Annotated in this window: 17 protein-coding genes; 6 read left to right on the top strand and 11 right to left on the bottom strand. The window is 70.7% G+C overall.

The annotated features are described in order from the left end of the window. Positions 1–127: 127 nt before the first annotated feature. Genes AB0A61_RS32250 through coxB form a run of 3 tightly spaced genes read right to left on the bottom strand, consistent with a single transcriptional unit; the run spans position 128 to position 3221 of the window. A complete protein-coding gene (locus tag AB0A61_RS32250; RefSeq protein WP_361300187.1) occupies positions 128–526 on the bottom strand; it encodes a cytochrome c oxidase subunit 4 in 399 nt (132 codons plus the stop codon). After that, complete coding sequence (ctaD, locus tag AB0A61_RS32255) at positions 523–2259, bottom strand: cytochrome c oxidase subunit I (RefSeq protein ID WP_361300190.1); 1737 nt, start codon at positions 2257–2259, stop codon at positions 523–525. Before ctaD ends, AB0A61_RS32250 begins: the two co-directional genes overlap by 4 nt. After that, complete coding sequence (coxB, locus tag AB0A61_RS32260; RefSeq protein WP_361300192.1) at positions 2256–3221, bottom strand: cytochrome c oxidase subunit II; 966 nt, start codon at positions 3219–3221, stop codon at positions 2256–2258. The genes ctaD and coxB overlap by 4 nt, the downstream gene beginning before the upstream one ends. Positions 3222–3549: 328 nt before the next feature. On the opposite strand from coxB, the gene AB0A61_RS32265 reads away from it, so the two are divergent. Further along, positions 3550–4932, top strand: a complete 1383-nt coding sequence (locus AB0A61_RS32265; protein WP_361300195.1) for an aminotransferase class V-fold PLP-dependent enzyme — start codon at positions 3550–3552, stop codon at positions 4930–4932. A 52-nt stretch (positions 4933–4984) separates the two neighbouring features. Here the strand turns inward: AB0A61_RS32265 and AB0A61_RS32270 are convergent, their stop codons facing one another. Continuing rightward, positions 4985–5959, bottom strand: coding sequence for a carbohydrate kinase family protein (locus AB0A61_RS32270; RefSeq protein ID WP_361300198.1), 975 nt, complete (start codon positions 5957–5959; stop codon positions 4985–4987). 130 nt (positions 5960–6089) lie between these two features. Here AB0A61_RS32270 and AB0A61_RS32275 point away from each other — a divergent pair, with 130 nt between their 5' ends. Then, entirely contained in the window at positions 6090–6302 is a 213-nt protein-coding gene (locus tag AB0A61_RS32275; RefSeq protein WP_361300201.1) for a hypothetical protein, read from the top strand. 189 nt (positions 6303–6491) lie between these two features. Next, positions 6492–8309, top strand: a complete 1818-nt coding sequence (locus tag AB0A61_RS32280; protein ID WP_361300204.1) for a hypothetical protein — start codon at positions 6492–6494, stop codon at positions 8307–8309. 129 nt (positions 8310–8438) lie between these two features. Here AB0A61_RS32280 and erpA read toward each other — a convergent pair whose 3' ends face one another. After that, entirely contained in the window at positions 8439–8795 is a 357-nt protein-coding gene (gene erpA / locus AB0A61_RS32285; protein ID WP_100572291.1) for an iron-sulfur cluster insertion protein ErpA, read from the bottom strand. 331 nt (positions 8796–9126) lie between these two features. Here erpA and nadA point away from each other — a divergent pair, with 331 nt between their 5' ends. Continuing rightward, positions 9127–10311: a quinolinate synthase NadA gene (gene nadA / locus AB0A61_RS32290; RefSeq protein ID WP_361300207.1), complete on the top strand. Its 1185-nt coding sequence runs from the start codon at positions 9127–9129 to the stop codon at positions 10309–10311. A gap of 95 nt (positions 10312–10406) precedes the next feature. Here nadA and AB0A61_RS32295 read toward each other — a convergent pair whose 3' ends face one another. From AB0A61_RS32295 to AB0A61_RS32315, 5 genes are all read right to left on the bottom strand, one after another. Next, positions 10407–10778: an efflux RND transporter permease subunit gene (locus tag AB0A61_RS32295; RefSeq protein ID WP_361300332.1), complete on the bottom strand. Its 372-nt coding sequence runs from the start codon at positions 10776–10778 to the stop codon at positions 10407–10409. Positions 10779–10970: 192 nt separating this feature from the next. Beyond that, positions 10971–11654 (bottom strand): response regulator transcription factor, encoded by a 684-nt coding sequence (locus AB0A61_RS32300; protein WP_361300210.1) that lies wholly within the window; start codon positions 11652–11654, stop codon positions 10971–10973. After that, positions 11651–12886, bottom strand: coding sequence for a histidine kinase (locus tag AB0A61_RS32305; RefSeq protein WP_361300213.1), 1236 nt, complete (start codon positions 12884–12886; stop codon positions 11651–11653). Before AB0A61_RS32305 ends, AB0A61_RS32300 begins: the two co-directional genes overlap by 4 nt. Before the next feature lie 248 nt (positions 12887–13134). Further along, the gene (locus tag AB0A61_RS32310; RefSeq protein WP_361300216.1) at positions 13135–13413 is read right to left on the bottom strand and encodes a hypothetical protein; all 279 of its coding nucleotides are present in this window, start codon (positions 13411–13413) and stop codon (positions 13135–13137) included. Between the two features lie 40 nt (positions 13414–13453). After that, positions 13454–14245 (bottom strand): PspA/IM30 family protein, encoded by a 792-nt coding sequence (locus tag AB0A61_RS32315; protein WP_361300219.1) that lies wholly within the window; start codon positions 14243–14245, stop codon positions 13454–13456. A gap of 298 nt (positions 14246–14543) precedes the next feature. Between AB0A61_RS32315 and AB0A61_RS32320 the strand changes: the two genes are divergently transcribed. Then, positions 14544–15173, top strand: coding sequence for a DUF3043 domain-containing protein (locus tag AB0A61_RS32320; RefSeq protein WP_361300222.1), 630 nt, complete (start codon positions 14544–14546; stop codon positions 15171–15173). 83 nt (positions 15174–15256) lie between these two features. Beyond that, positions 15257–15958 carry a methyltransferase domain-containing protein gene (locus AB0A61_RS32325; RefSeq protein ID WP_361300225.1) on the top strand — a complete coding sequence of 234 codons (702 nt, stop codon included), beginning with the start codon at positions 15257–15259 and terminating at the stop codon, positions 15956–15958. 112 nt (positions 15959–16070) lie between these two features. Here AB0A61_RS32325 and AB0A61_RS32330 read toward each other — a convergent pair whose 3' ends face one another. After that, positions 16071–16283, bottom strand: a complete 213-nt coding sequence (locus tag AB0A61_RS32330; RefSeq protein ID WP_361300228.1) for a hypothetical protein — start codon at positions 16281–16283, stop codon at positions 16071–16073. Positions 16284–16441: the final 158 nt, after the last annotated feature.

Consider the following 16441-nt stretch of genomic DNA (forward strand, 5'->3'; position numbering starts at 1 on the left):
CTCACGCTAAGGAGCTCCCACAACTCCGGCGCGGTGGATTACTCCTACGAGGGTGGGCTGTACGGCAAAAGCGGGAGCCCGGGCCCTCCTGACGGAGGGTCCGGGCTCCCGGTGCGCTCAGCGCCTGCTACTGGGTGCGGTTCTCACCGCGGTAGTACTCGAAGACCCAGCCCCACAGGCCGATCAGGATGAAGGGCACTCCGAAGTACAGCACCCACCAGCCGACCGCGATGCCGAGGAAGGCGAGCGCGCCGCCGACGCCCAGCGAGAGCGGCTGCCAGCTGTGCGGGCTGAAGAACCCGAGCTCACCGGCGTCGTCCGCGACGTCGGCCTCCCTGTTGTCCTGGGCACCCACGTCGACCCGCCGGGCCGTGAAGCCCAGGTAGAAGCCGACCATGATGCTCAGGCCGAAGGCCAGGAAGAGCGCCGTCGTACCGGCCGGCTCCTTCGACCACACGCCATAGACGATCGCCATGACGAGGAGGAAGACGCTCAGCCACATGAACATCTTGCCCTGGATCTTCACTTGCCGGCCTCCTTGCTGCCAGCGAGGGCCTTCTCGCCGTGACCGGCGTTCTCGAGCTGGTCGAGCGCGGCGATCTCGGGGTGGTGCAGGTCGAACGCCGGGGATTCACTGCGGATCCGCGGCAGGGTGATGAAGTTGTGCCGCGGCGGCGGGCAGGAGGTCGCCCACTCCAGCGAACGGCCGTAGCCCCACGGGTCGTCGACGTTGACCGGCTTGCCGTACTTGGCCGTCTTCCACACGTTGTAGAAGAACGGCAGGATCGACAGGCCGAGCAGGAAGGAGAAGATCGTCGACACCGTGTTCAGGGCGGTGAAGCCGTCGGCCGCCAGGTAGTCGGCGTACCGGCGGGGCATGCCCTCGGCGCCCAGCCAGTGCTGCACCAGGAAGGTGCCGTGGAAGCCGATGAACAGCATCCAGAAGGTCATCTTGCCCAGGCGCTCGTCGAGCATCTTGCCGGTGAACTTCGGCCACCAGAAGTGGAAGCCGGAGAACATCGCGAAGACGACGGTGCCGAAGACGACGTAGTGGAAGTGCGCCACCACGAAGTACGAGTCCGAGATGTGGAAGTCCATCGGCGGCGAGGCCAGGATCACGCCGGTCAGACCACCGAACGTGAAGGTGATCAGGAAGCCGGTCGCCCACAGCATGGGGGTCTCGAAGGACAGCGAGCCCTTCCACATGGTGCCGATCCAGTTGAAGAACTTCACACCGGTCGGGACCGCGATCAGGAAGGTCATGAAGGAGAAGAACGGCAGCAGCACACCGCCCGTGACGTACATGTGGTGCGCCCACACGGTCACCGACAGACCCGCGATCGCGATGGTCGCGCCGATCAGGCCCATGTAGCCGAACATCGGCTTGCGGGAGAAGACCGGGATGACCTCACTGATGATGCCGAAGAACGGCAGCGCGATGATGTACACCTCGGGATGGCCGAAGAACCAGAACAGGTGCTGCCACAGCAACGCGCCGCCGTTGGCCGCGTCGAAGACATGGGCGCCGAACTTGCGGTCCGCCTCCAGGGCGAACAGCGCCGCCGCCAGGACCGGGAAGGCCAGCAGCACGAGCACCGCGGTCAGCAGCACGTTCCAGACGAAGATCGGCATGCGGAACATGGTCATGCCCGGCGCACGCATGCAGATGATCGTGGTGATGAAGTTGACCGAGCCGAGGATGGTGCCGAAGCCGGAGAAGGCCAGACCCATGATCCACAGGTCGCCGCCGATGCCCGGCGAGTGCACCGCGTCCGACAGCGGGGCGTAGGCGAACCAGCCGAAGTCGGCCGCGCCCTGCGGGGTGAGGAAGCCGCCGACCGCGATCAGCGAGCCGAACAGGTACAGCCAGTAGGCGAACATGTTCAGCCGCGGGAACGCCACGTCGGGCGCGCCGATCTGCAGCGGCATGATCCAGTTGGTGAAGCCGGCGAACAGCGGCGTCGCGAACATCAGCAGCATGATCGTGCCGTGCATCGTGAACGCCTGGTTGAACTGCTCGTTCGACATGATCTGCAGACCCGGGCGGGCCAGCTCGGCGCGCATGAGCAGAGCCATCACGCCACCGATGCAGAAGAACGCGAACGACGTCGCCAGATAGAGCGTGCCGATCGTCTTGTGGTCCGTGGTCGTCAGCCACTTCACCACGGCGTTTCCGGGTTGCTTGCGCCGGACCGGCAGCTCGCTCTCGTAAGAGCCCTCAGCCGCCGCGGCACCCTGGGGTTCGTTGAGGATGCTCACAGGTTGTTCGTCTCCCGGTTCTTCTCGTGGCTCGTCTGCGCGATGCCGGCGGGAACGTAACCGGTCTGCCCCTTCTTAGCGAGGTCCTTGAGGTGCTGCTCGTAGCGCTCCGGGGAGACGACCTTCACGTTGAACAGCATCCGGGAGTGGTCCTGGCCGCAGAGCTCGGCGCACTTGCCCCGGAAGGTGCCCTCCATGTCGGGGGTCACCTGGAAGGAGTTGGTGTGGCCCGGGATCACGTCCTGCTTCATCAGGAACGGAATCACCCAGAAGTCGTGGATGACGTCCCGCGAGGTGAGGATGAAGCGCACCGTCTTGCCCTTGGGGAGCCACAGGGTCGGGCCGGGGTTGCCGGTCTGCGGGTTCCGCTCACCGGGGGTACCGACCTCGTAGACACCGCCGGCGGCTGCCGGGAAGTCGTTCTTGAACCGGTCCGGAATGGCTGCCAGGTTCTTGTCGGTCTTCGCGTCACCGGTGGAACCGGGGACGGCCTCGATGTAGTTGAAGGCCCAGCTCCACTGGTAGCCGACGACGTTGATGGTGACGTCGGGCTTCTTGGAGATGTCGAGCAGCTTCGACTCGTCCCGGGCGGTGAAGTAGAACAGCACCGAGACGATGATGAGCGGGACCACCGTGTACAGCGCCTCGATGGGCATGTTGTACCGGGTCTGCGGAGGAACCTCGACCTTGGTGCGGCTGCGCCGGTGGAAGATGCAACTCCACAGGATCAGACCCCACACCAGGCAGCCGACGGCGAGCGCAGCCGCCCAGGAACCCTGCCACAGCGAGAGGATCCGCGGAGCCTCTTCCGTGGCCGGGGTGGGCATACCAAGGCGGGGGAAGTCTTCCCAGTTGTACGAGCAACCGGTGGCTGTCGCCAGGACCAGGCCCGCAGTCAGTGCCTGCAGCAGCTTCCGCCGCATCGGGCGCCGCGGCGAGCGGTCGGAGCCGTTGGGACTCACGTAGCGCCTTCCCGAGAGTCTCGCCCGCGCTGTACGGCTGCGGCCTTCTCGCTGGTCGGTCGCCGCCCTGCGTCGGGCAGGGGTTTGGATGTTTATGCGGACCAAACCCTACTGGACGCCTTCCGGCGGGTCGCGGGGAGGGGTGCCCAACGCGCCGCGGGTCACGCCGACGGGTGGGATGCCCGCTGGTGGGCTGTTATGTGACGGCGTTTGGGGCGCCTGACGGCTCGCAAAGCCCGGTGTGTGCGCGGTGGCTCCGGGTGCTTCGTGGCTGGTCGCGCGGTTCCCCGCGCCCCCTTGCAGTGAACGTGGGTCGTAGCGTTGTCGTGTGGCTTACTTCGACGCTGCTTCCGGCGCTCCTCTGCATCCCGTTGCGCGACAGGCCTTGCTCGCCTCCCTCGACGAGGGGTGGGCGGATCCCGCCCGTCTCTATAAAGAGGGACGGCGGGCGCGGTTGCTGCTGGACGCGGCGCGGGAGGCGGCCGCGGATGCGGTGGGCTGCCGGCCCGATGAGCTGACCTTCACCTCGTCGGGCAGCCGCGCGGTGCACACCGGGATCGCGGGCGCACTGGCCGGGCGGCGCCGCGTCGGACGCCACCTGATCGTGTCAGCGGTCGAACACTCCTCGGTACTCCACTCGGCCGAGGTGCACGAGGCGGGCGGAGGGACGGTCACGCAGGTCCCGGTCGACCGCGGGGGCGCGGTCGCGGTCGCCTCGTACGAGGCCGCCCTCCGCCCGGACACCGCGCTGGCCTGTCTGCAGTCGGCCAACCACGAGGTGGGCACCGAGCAGCCGGTGGCCAAGGTGGCTCGGGTGTGCCGGGAGGCGGACGTTCCGCTGCTGGTGGACGCGGCCCAGTCACTGGGCTGGGGACCGGTCGCGGGCGACTGGTCGCTGCTGGCGGCGAGCGCCCACAAGTGGGGCGGGCCGTCGGGGGTCGGGCTGCTCGTCGTCCGTAAGGGGGTGCGGTTCGCGGCGCAGGGGCCGGTGGACGAGCGGGAGTCCGGCCGGGCGGCCGGGTTCGAGAACATCCCGGCGATCGTGGCCGCGGTGGCCTCGCTGCGGGCGGTGCGGGCGGAGGCGGCCGTTCAGGCGGTACGGCTGCGGGAGTTGACGGAGTTGATCCGGGCGCGGGTGCCGCGGCTGGTGCAGGACGTGGAGGTGGTGGGCGACCCCGCCCGGCGGCTGCCGGGCATCGTCACCTTCTCCTGTCTCTATGTCGATGGGGAGACTCTGCTCCACGAACTGGACCGCGAGGGTTTCTCCGTCTCCTCCGGTTCGTCCTGCACCAGCAGCACGCTGACGCCGAGCCACGTCCTCAAGGCGATGGGGGTGCTGAGCGAGGGCAACGTCCGGGTGTCGCTGCCGCCCGGCACACCGGAGGAGGAGGTCGAGCGGTTCCTGTCGGTCCTGCCGGGGGCGGTGGCCGCGGTCCGCGAGAAGCTGGGGGCGCCGGCTGCGACGACGCCGGCCCGGCCGGGCGGCGAGGCGCTGGTCGTCGACGCCCTGGGCAAGCGCTGCCCGATCCCGGTGATCGAGCTGGCGAAGGTCATCGGGGACGTCCCGGTGGGCGGCACGGTCCGTGTCCTGTCGGACGACGAGGCGGCACGGCTGGACATTCCGGCCTGGTGCCAGATGCGGGGGCAGGAGTACGTGGGTGAGGAGCCGGCGGACGCGGGTTCGGCGTACCTGGTCCGCCGGCTCTCCTAGGAACTGTCCCGGCGCGTCCCTTCCGGGGGCGCGGGGTGGGTCCGGGACCGCGTCAGCGCAGGTGCGCGCGGACCTCGTCGGCCGCCTCGTCGCCGTACGCCTTGGTGAAGCGGTCCATGAAGTGGCCGCGGCGCAGCTGGTACTCCTGGGTACCGACCGTCTCGATGACCAGCGTGGCGAGCATGCAGCCGACCTGGGCGGCGCGTTCCAGGGAGACGTCCCAGGCCAGGCCGGACAGGAAGCCGGCGCGGAAGGCGTCGCCGACGCCCGTCGGGTCGGCCTTGCGCTCCTCGTCCGGGCAGCCCACCTCGATCGGGTCCTCGCCGACGCTCTCGATGCGCACGCCCTGCGCGCCGAGGGTCGTCACGCGCTGACCGACCCGGGACAGGATCTCGGCGTCGGACCAGCCGGTCTTGGTCTCGATGAGCCCCTTCTCGTACTCGTTGGAGAAGAGGTACGTCGCCCCGTCCAGCAGTATCCGGATCTCGTCGCCGTCCATCCGGGCGATCTGCTGGGAGAAGTCGGCGGCGAACGGGATGGAGCGCGAGCGGCACTCCTCGGTGTGCCGGAGCATCGCCTCCGGGTCGTCGGCGCCGATCAGCACCAGGTCGAGGCCGCCGACGCGGTCGGCCACGGTCTTGAGCTCGATGAGGCGGGCCTCGCTCATCGCGCCGGTGTAGAAGGAGCCGATCTGGTTGTGGTCGGCGTCGGTGGTGCACACGAAGCGGGCGGTGTGCAGCGTCTCGGAGATGCGGACCGAGTCGGTGTCGACGCCGTGGCGCTCCAGCCAGGCGCGGTACTCGTCGAAGTCCGAGCCCGCGGCGCCGACCAGGACGGGCCGGATGCCGAGCTGGCCCATGCCGAAGGCGATGTTGGCGGCGACCCCGCCGCGCCGTACGTCCAGCTTGTCGACCAGGAAGGAGAGGGAGACCGTGTGCAGCTGGTCCGCGACGAACTGGTCGGCGAAACGACCGGGGAAGGTCATGAGGTGGTCAGTGGCGATGGAGCCGGTGACTGCGATGCGCACGGCGTTGACTCTCCTGAAGGGAGGCAGATTGACAATTCACGCTACCCGGTCGGCGCGCGGCGCTGAAGCGGGCAAAACTACCCGATAGTAGATCTTTCTCGGTCGGCTCGAGCATGCTTACGGTTCGCGTATGACGAACGCCAAGGTCCATGCTGCCCCCGCTGTCGCCGACCTCGAAGGCGACCTCGCGTCGCTGCGCGGGGACTGTGCCCGGATGGCCCCCCACTGGTCGGCTCCCGACCGGCTCACGCCCCGGCCGGTGCCGCCGTCCCACATCCACGGCGTGTCCGTGCCGGCGTCCTCCGCCCGGCTGCTGGAGGCGATGTCCGACTACGGGGACTGATGAGCCTGCGCGCCGGCCGGGCCGATGGGGAGGAGCGGCCGGCGCGCTTGCGGGAACCGTGCGCTCCCCCGCCGCGTCCCATCGCTGTCCCCCGTCTGGGGGATGCCGGATACGACCCCACCGGCCGGTCATCTTGACAGGGCCGGGTCAGGGTCACAGGGACAGCTGTGCAGCCGAAGGAGCGATGCGGTGAACACCGAGCGACCCGACCACGACGACGCGGCCGCGGGTACCGCCGAAGGAGCGTCGACGGAGCCGGAGGCCGCGGAGCCCGGGGCGACGCAGGCCAGGAAGGCCGAGAAGGCCGCCACCGAGCCCGAGGCGACGCAGACTCCGACGGCCGGGACGGAGCCCGGGGCCGAGCAGGGCCGGGAAGCGGACGCGGAGCCGGACGCCGGGCAGCGCCAGGACGCCGACACCGAGCCCCACGCCGAGCAGACCCCGAAAGCCGACACCGAGCCCAAGGTGGGACGGGCCCAGGAGTCGGCGGGGCAGGGTGTTCCGGTTCCGGATGCCGGTGACGCGGACGGTGGCGACCGGGCCGGTCGGTCCGCGCGTTCCCGCTCCCCGCTGGTCGTCGCCTCGGTCGCGGCCGCCGTGCTGCTGGTCGGGGGCGGCGGGGCGTACCTGGCGACGGGCGCGTCCGGCTCGGGTGGCACCACCGGCCCGGCGGCGTCCGGCGGACACGGGACGCCCCCGCCACTCGTCCTCGACGGCTACTCCGCCAGCGGTACCAGGGGAGGTACGACCGGCGGCACGAACGGCATCGCGCCCGGTGAACCCAACCCGTACGGCGCCACCTACCGGGCCGGCGGCACGCTCCCCGCCGGACCCAATTGGGCCCCCGTGTATACGGCGGCGGGCGAGGTCACCAAGGACGAGGTGGCCCGCCTGGCCAGGGCGCTCGGTGTCGACGGGACGCCGGTGGCCGACGCGCAGGCCTGGAAGGTCGGGCCGGGCAGGGACGGCTCGGGGCCGAGTCTGCAGGTGAGCCGGCGGGCGCCGGGCACCTGGACGTTCAGCCGGTACGCGCCGGGCACCGACGACTGCAGGAGCACGGCGCTGTGCACGCACGACCCCGCGGCCCCGGCCGACCAGCCGGTGAGTGTGGCGGTCGCCGAGAAGGCGGCGGCACCGGTGCTGAAGGCGCTCGGCCAGGACGACGCCAAGATGGACGCCGGCCAGGTCATGGGCGCGCAGCGGGTGGTCAACGCCGATCCGGTGGTCGGCGGCCTGCCCAGCTACGGGTGGACGACCGGCCTGACCATCGGCCGACAGGGCGAGGTGGTCGGCGGCAGCGGGCAGTTGAAGGCGCCGGTGAAGGGTGACACGTACCCCGTGCTGAGCGCCCGGAAGACGCTGGACCTCATGAACGCGGCACCCCGGAGCGATCACCGGATGGGCATCGGCGGCTGCGCGAGCCCCGAGCCGCTGAAGGACCGCCTCGAGGCGCCGTGCCGGTCCTCGAGCACCTCCCCGCAGGAGGCCTTCACCGTCGGCAGGGCCGTGTTCGGCCTGGCGTCGCACTACTCCAACGGGCGGCAGACACTGGTGCCGTCCTGGCTGTTCGAGGTGCGCGCGGCGGGCGCGGGGGACGGCTTCACGGTGACCTATCCGGCGATCGACCCCAAGTACCTGGCCTCCTCGGGCACGCCGTCCGGGCAGCCCAGTGCGCAGCCCAGCGGTTCGGGCGGCACCCCGGCGACGCGGGACGTGAAGGTGTCGGGCTACAGCACCGAGGGCAACGACCTCACCGTCAGCTTCGAGGGCGGGGTGTGCGGCGACTACCGGGCGTCGGCGCGGGAGAGCTCCGACAAGGTGACCGTCACGGTGACCGAGACTCCCTGGCGGGGCAAGGTCTGCATCATGATCGCCAAGTTCTACGAGCGGACCGTGCACCTCGACCGGCCGCTCGGCGACCGGAGGGTGGTCGGTTCGGACGGCCGGGAGATCGCGAAGGTCAAGCCCGGCGCGCGGCTGCCGCAGACGTCGTCGGCGGCCCGGTGAGCCCGGCGTAGAGCGGCACGAAGGCGGCGGCCCTCAGCGGCCCGGAGCAGCACGAAGGCGGCGGCCCCGAGGGGGCCGCCGCCTTTCGTCGTCACCTGCCGTGGCCGGCCCGGTCGGGCCGTGGCCGGCTCAGCTGAAGGAGTCGCCGCAGGCGCAGGAGCCCGTCGCGTTCGGGTTGTCGATCGTGAAGCCCTGCTTCTCGATGGTGTCCACGAAGTCGATGGTGGCGCCGCCCAGGTACGGAGCGCTCATGCGGTCGGTGACGACCTTGACTCCGTCGAAGTCCTTCTCCACGTCGCCGTCGAGGGAACGCTCGTCGAAGAAGAGCTGGTAGCGCAGGCCGGAGCAGCCGCCGGGCTGGACGGCGACGCGCAGGGCGAGGTCGTCACGGCCTTCCTGGTCGAGCAGGGCCTTGACCTTGGACGCGGCGGCGTCGGTCAGGATGATGCCGTCGGTGACGGTGGTGGTCTCGTCCGATACGGACATCTACATCTCTCCCGGGTTGTACGGAGACTGCTTGCCGACGAGTGCAACCGGCAGGGCCGCGGATTCATTCCTGGCCGAGCACGTGCTTTTCCCCTACCCCGTACTCGTCCGCAAATCGTCTGCAACTCGTCCGCGCTTGTCCTCTTCATGCTCGCATACGCACGCGGCAGCGGACAGCGCGCTGTGGACGACGCGACGAACGCGACAACACCGTCCGACGGCCGGGTGTCGGGATTCACGTCACATAGACGCTATGGCCCATCGTCAAACTGACGTGAACCGGTTATGATAGATAGCGTCAGTTCGACGAAAAGTAGAAAGGGTGCGTGTCGTGACCACCGCCCAAGCCCAGGAGCTCGACGTACAGCCGACGCCCCTCGCCCTGCTGCTGCTCGGCCGTGAGGCCGACCCGAAGAGCGAGCGGGGCGTCGAGTGCCCCGGCGACCTGCCCTCGCCGTCCGACCCGGACCTGGTGGAGCGCGCCCGCGTGGCGAAGGAGAAGCTCGGGGACAAGGTCTTCGTGCTCGGCCACCACTACCAGCGCGACGAGGTCATCCAGTTCGCCGACGTCACGGGCGACTCCTTCAAGCTGGCCCGGGACGCCGCTGCGCGGCCGGAGGCCGAGTACATCGTCTTCTGCGGTGTGCACTTCATGGCGGAGTCCGCGGACATCCTGACGTCGGACGAGCAGAAGGTGGTCCTGCCGGACCTCGCCGCCGGGTGCTCCATGGCCGACATGGCCACGGCCGAGCAGGTCGCCGAGTGCTGGGACGTGCTGACCGAGGCCGGGATCGCCGAGCAGGTCGTGCCGGTGTCGTACATGAACTCCTCCGCCGACATCAAGGCGTTCACCGGCAAGCACGGCGGCACGATCTGCACCTCGTCGAACGCCCGGCGCGCGCTCGAGTGGGCCTTCCAGCAGGGCGAGAAGGTCCTGTTCCTGCCCGACCAGCACCTGGGGCGCAACACCGCGGTGCGCGAGATGGGCATGTCCCTGGACGACTGCGTGGTCTACAACCCGCACAAGCCGAACGGCGGGCTGACGGCGGAGCAGCTGCGCGCCGCGAAGATGATCCTGTGGCGGGGCCACTGCTCGGTCCACGGGCGCTTCAGCCTGGACTCGGTCAACGAGGTCCGGGAGCGGATCCCCGGCGTCAACGTCCTGGTGCACCCGGAGTGCAAGCACGAGGTGGTGACCGCGGCCGACTACGTCGGGTCGACCGAGTACATCATCAAGACGCTGGAGGCCGCCCCGGCCGGCTCGAAGTGGGCCATCGGTACGGAGCTGAACCTGGTACGGCGGCTGGCGAACCGTTTCGCGCCCGAGGGCAAGGAGGTCGTGTTCCTCGACCGCACGGTCTGCTTCTGCTCGACCATGAACCGCATCGACCTGCCCCACCTGGTGTGGGCCCTGGAGTCCCTGGCCGAGGGCAACCTGGTCAACCGCATCGAGGTGGACGAGGAGACGGAGGCATTCGCCAAGCTGGCGCTGGAGCGGATGCTCGCGCTGCCGTAGTGCCGTAACGTGCCGCAGCCGCCCGACGCGAGCCGCGGGCGGCTGCGGCATACCCGTGGAAGGACGCGACTACCACGGCGCCAACAGGCACGTGGTCATCGGGCGGCCGACTGCCGGGCCCGCCCGTGCAGCATCCGCCAGAAGGTCTGCAACGACTCCCCCGGGCCGCCCTCTTCGAAACGGTTACGGACCTTGCCGGCGTTGCCCTCGCTCGCGGTCGAGGTGACGCCGGTGATTCCGTCGACGGCCTTGAGGTTGTCCTCGATCGGCTCGACGACCTGCTTCTCGACCACGTCCGGGGACGCGCCCTGGTAGGGCGCCGGCACGGACACCACGGGAAGTTCGATGCTGGGCAGCAGCTGTTGCTTCAGCTGGGGGATCGCGATCGCCCCGAACACGAGCGCGACGATCGACATCAGCCCTGTCAGGGCCCGTTGCGCGAGGCTGAATCTGGACAGCCAGGAGATGGGTCAGGGTCTCTCTACTGGGGGCGGCAGAAGCGGCGCGGGACGCATGGGGGTGCCCGCCCCTACACCCTCGGCCATCGGCGGCCGGGGTTTCGTAGGCCCCTGGTCCGTTTCCTGGTCCGGCCCCTACTCCCGGCGCAGTACACGACAGCGGGGTCGCTCCACCCTTCGACGTACCGGCGCGGACCGCGCTCACTCCACCCGGGGACGGACCAGCCCAGACTCGTAGGCGATCACCACCAGCTGCGCCCGGTCGCGCGCGCCCAGCTTGGCCATGGCCCGGTTGACGTGCGTCTTCACGGTCAGTGGGCTCACCTCCAGGCGCTCGGCTATCTCGTCGTTGGAGTGCCCGCCGGCGACCTGCACGAGTACCTCGCGCTCCCGGACCGTGAGCGCGGACAGGCGCGCGGAACGGGCGGGGCCGCGGCCGTCGTCGGCCGGGTCGCCCTGGGCGAGGAAGCGGGCGATCAGACCCTTGGTGGCCGTCGGGGACAACAGCGCCTCTCCGCCGGCCGCCACGCGGATGGCGCTCAGCAGCTCCTCGGGTTCGCTGCCCTTGCCGAGGAAGCCGGAGGCGCCCGCGCGCAACGACTGCACGACGTAGTCGTCGACCTCGAAGGTGGTGAGGATCACCACGCGGACCCGCGCGAGGGCGGGGTCGGCGCTGATCATCCGGGTGGCCGCGAGACCGTCCGTGCCCGGCATACGGATGTCCATCAGCACCACGTCGGCCCCCCGCTCCCCGGCCAGCCGCACCGCCTCGGCACCGTCGGACGCCTCGCCGACCACCTCCATGTCCGGCTCGGAGTCGACGAGCACCCTGAAGGCGCTGCGCAGCAGTGCCTGGTCGTCGGCGAGCAGGACACGGATCGTCATGCGGGGTCCCCCGGGGCGCTGGTGCGGTTCGTGAGCGGCAGGATCGCATGGACGCGGAAGCCGCCGCCGTAGCGGGGACCGGTGGTCAGGGTGCCGCGCAGGGCGGTCACGCGCTCGCGCATGCCGAGCAGGCCGTGCCCACCACCGGTCTGCGGGCCACCGGCATGCCGGCCGTCGTCCTCGTCGGCTCCGCCGTCGAGGACCGTGATCTCGACGACGGGCCCGACACGTACCACGCTGACCTCCGCCTTGGCCCGGCTTCCGGCGTGCTTCTGCACGTTGGTGAGGGCCTCCTGGATCACTCGGTACGCGGCCAGGTCGACGGCGGCGGGCAGGGTGGTGCCGTGGTCGGTGCGGGCGACCTCGACATGCAGCCCGGCGCTGCGGAAGGTGCCGACCAACTCGTCGAGACGGTCCAGGCCGGGGGCCGGTTCGGTGGGGGCCTCGGGGTCTCCGGACTGCCGCAGCAGCCCGACGGTGGCGCGCAGTTCGTTCAGCGCGGAGCGGCTGGCCTCGCGGACATGGGCAAGGGCTTCCTTGGCCTGGTCGGGCCGCTTGTCCATGACATGCGCGGCGACTCCGGCCTGCACGTTGACGAGGGCGATGTGGTGGGCGACGACGTCGTGCAGGTCCCGGGCGATGCGGAGGCGTTCCTCGGCGACGCGACGGCGGGCCTCCTCCTCGCGGGTGCGCTCGGCCCGCTCGGCCCGCTCCCTGATGGCGTGGACGAAGGCGCGGCGGCTGCGCACGGCGTCGCCGCCGGCGGCGGCCATGCCGGTCCAGGCGAAGATGGCGAGGTTCTCCTGGGCGTACCAGGGCGGGGGGCCGGCCAGCATGGCGGCGCCGGTCAGCACGCTCATGGTGAGCAGGCCCAGACGCAGGGTGGTGGGGCGGTCGGTGGCGGCGGCGACGGTGTACAGGGCGACGACCGCGGACATCGCGACCGGGGCGCGGGGGTCGCCGGTGACGCACTCGACCAGCGAGACGGTGCCGGTGAACGCCAGGACCGTCCTGCTCGCGCGGCGCCTGAAGACCAGGGCGGCGGCACCGAGGGTCATCAGGACGAGGCTGAGGAGATCGGGCCTGCGCACCCCCCAGCCGACCCCGTTCTCCCCGTGCGGCCCGGCGAAGGATCCGACCACCATGCAGACGAGCGCCCCCGCGGCGAGCGCCGCGTCCAGCGCCAGGGGGTGCGCCTTGAGTCGGCCTCGGGCGCGGTCGAAGGTGCTCACGGGGTGAACAGTACGGGGCACCCCTCGCGCCGGGAACGGGTGCCGGGCGCCGGGGATGGTCCCTGGCGCCGGGAACGGTCCCGAGCGCCGAGCGCCGAGCGCCGGGCGCCGGGCGCCGGGAGCGGGCGTCGGGCGTCAGGCGTCGGGCGTCGGGCGTCGGGCGTCGGGCGTCGGGCGTCGGGCGTCGGCGGGAGCGTGCCCTGCCGCCGGACGCCGGTCGTCAGAGGTCAGCCATCGGCCGTCAGCCGTCAGCCAGGGATCAGGCCGTCCTCACTCAGCAGCTCCCGGACCTCCTCCACGGTCGCGTCCGGGGACGGAAGGATCAGCTCCGACGGCTCCAGGGAGTCGTCGGGCAGGGGCTCACCCAGTTCGCGGACCTTGGACAGCAGGGCCGCCAGGGTGCGGCGGAAGCCGGGGCCGTCGCCCTTCTGCACCTCGGCCAGGAGTTCGTCGTCCAGCTTGTTCAGGTCGGTGAGGTGGCTGTCGGCCAGCCTCACCTGCCCCTCCCCCATGATCCGTACGATCACGTCGCCCTCCTCGGCATGGGCCCCGGCTGTCGTGAGGTGACTACTGCTTGTCGAAGCGCGGGGTGTCCTGCGGCTGCTGCTGGGACTGCGCCTGGCCCGTGCCGCCCTCGATCGCCTGCTGCGGCGAACCTCCGGCCAGCTCCGCCTTCATGCGCTGCAGCTCCAGCTCTACATCCGTACCACCGGAGAGCCGGTCCAGCTCGGCCGCGATGTCGTCCTTGGCCATGCCGGAGGGGTCGTCCAGGGCGCCGGACGCGAGCAGCTCGTCGATCGCGCCGGCGCGGGCCTGGAGCTGCTGCGTCTTGTCCTCGGCGCGCTGGATGGCCAGTCCGACGTCGCCCATCTCCTCGGAGATGCCGGAGAACGCCTCGCCGATCCGGGTCTGCGCCTGGGCCGCCGTGTACGTGGCCTTGATCGTCTCCTTCTTCGTACGGAAGGCGTCGACCTTGGCCTGGAGCCGCTGGGCCGCCAGGGTGAGCTTCTCCTCCTCCCCCTGGAGGGTGGAGTGCTGCGTCTCCAGGTCCGTCACCTGCTGCTGGAGCGCGGCCCGGCGGGAGAGCGCCTCCCGGGCCAGGTCCTCCCGTCCGAGCGCCAGCGCCTTGCGGCCCTGGTCCTCCAGCTTGGAGGACTGCTGCTGCAACTGGTTCAGCTGGAGTTCCAGGCGCTTGCGCGAGGTCGCCACGTCCGCGACGCCGCGACGCACCTTCTGCAGCAGCTCCAGCTGCTTCTGGTACGAGTAATCGAGGGTTTCGCGCGGGTCCTCGGCCCGGTCAAGGGCCTTGTTCGCCTTCGCGCGGAAGATCATCCCCATACGCTTCATGACACCGCTCATGGGCTTCGCGCGCCCCCTTCTGACGGACTACAGCTCCAGCTCTGCGACAGAACCCACAGTACGGGCCCTGCATCCATTACCGCACTGTTCGGGGACGGATGCGGTCATCCCCAAGGACGACTGCGTACGATCCCGCTCCGGCGCAGGGAGTAGGTGACTCCCGGGGATCCGGAGGGCGTCGTGGAACGGAAGCGTGCGCAACGTCCCCTCCGTGTCCCCTCTGTGTCCCCTCTGTGTCGCCTCTGTCCCCCTACAGACGTCCGGCGTTGCCGGATCGTTCCCCGCCGGACTGGGGTCCATGCCGTCGGAGCCCGTACCCTTGGGTTTTGTGTTCCGTAGCCGTGCCAAAGAAGAGAAGGCCCCGGTCGCCGACAAGGCTCCGGTGAACTTCTCCAAGCAGTCCCGTGACCCGCAGGCCCCCAAGGGCCGGCCCACGCCCAAGCGCAGTGAGGCCCAGTCCCAGCGCCGCAGCGTCGCCAACACGCCGTTGACCCGTAAGGACGCCTCCAAGCGGCAGCGCGAGGAGCGCCGTGCCGCCATGGAGCGCCAGCGCCAGGCGCTGGCCGGCGGCGACGAGCGCTACCTCCCGGCCCGCGACAAGGGCCCGGTCCGCAGGTTCGCTCGCGACTTCATCGACTCGCGCTTCAACGTCGCGGAGTTCTTCCTGCCGATGGCCGTGGTCATCCTGGTGCTGAGCATGGTGCGGGTCGGCTCGCTGCAGAACATCGCACTGCTGCTGTGGCTCGTGGTGATCGTGCTGATCGTGCTGGACTCGATCGTCAGCGCCTTCCGGCTGAAGAAGCGGCTCGGCGAGCGCTTCCCGAACGAGGAAAAGCGGGGCGCGGTCGCCTACGCCCTGATGCGCTCCCTGCAGATGCGCCGGCTCCGGCTGCCCAAGCCGCAGGTCAAGCGCGGGGAGCGGCCCTGAGCACGACCGCCTTCTCCGGGGGCGCGGCGGACGCCTGGCTGCACAGACTGGGCGGGCTGCGTGATGTCGTACGGCAGGAGCTGGTGGCCCGGCAGCTCGACGAGCAGATAGCCGGGCGGTTCCCGGTCGGGCAGCGGCTGCGGGTGCTCGACGTGGGGATGGGCCAGGGCACCCAGGCGCTGCGGCTGGCACGGGCCGGGCACAAGGTGACCGGGCTCGAACGCGACCAGAAGATGATCTCCGTGGCCCGTGCGGCGCTCGCCGCCGAGCCGGAGGGCATCCGGGCGCGGATGCGGATCGTCGAGGGCGACGGCCAGGACACCGGGGTGCACTTCCTGCCGGGCAGTTTCGACGTGGTGCTGTGCCACGGCGTACTCATGTACGTGGAAGAACCCGACCCGCTGCTGGCGGGGCTGGCGCGGATGCTCGCGCCGGGCGGCCTGCTGTCGCTGCTGGTGCGCAACGGGGACGCGCTCGCGATCCGTCCGGGGCTGTCCGGGGACTGGGCGGGGGCGCTGGCCGCGTTCGACACGACGGCGTACCGCAACAGGCTGGGGCTCGACGTCCGGGCGGACCGCCTGGCCGATCTGACGGCCACCCTCGCGGGGATCGGGGCGCCACTGCACGCCTGGTACGGGGTGCGGGTCTTCACGGACACGGCGGCGGACGGCGCACCGCTCCCGGCCGAGACGGAGACACTGCTGGCGGCCGAGGAGCGGGCCGGGCGGACGGATCCGTACCGGGGGGTCGCCGCTCTGCTGCACCTGTGCGGGGTACGCGGCTGAGGATCCGTTGAGGATCTGCCGGGCGCTCTGCGGATTTTCGAGGGACCGGCGCGACGGGGGGCGGCCGATGGCGGCCGCTCACGGCCGTCCCGGGCCGCCCCCGGCCCGGTGCCTAGGACTCGTCCGCGTGCAGGCTCATCGGCCCGTAGATCTCCGTGGCGTCCTCGCACAGCCGGACCTGGTCCGCGCCGCCGTCGAGCAGCGCCTTCCAGTTCTCCCCGATCCAGGACTCGGCGTCGCCCTGCGTGGTGAACTCCTCGGGCTGCACCGCGGGCTGGACCTCCGTCCCGTCGGCCGTCTCGAACCGCCACGTCCATGCCGTCATGTAGGCCTCCCTGGTGTGAGCACACTGCACAGCCGAAGGGTATGCGCTCCGCTGGGTGCGCTGTTAGAAGACCTCGGGTGAGTGGGGTGGGTGGGGTGGGTCGGCTGGGGGTGCGGTGGTGTGTCGGTCGCGTGTCGGCTGCGGGTTTGTGGGGGCAC

The sequence above is a fragment of the Streptomyces sp. NPDC046197 genome (assembly GCF_040646295.1).
In the GTDB taxonomy this organism is placed as follows: Bacteria; Actinomycetota; Actinomycetes; order Streptomycetales; family Streptomycetaceae; genus Streptomyces.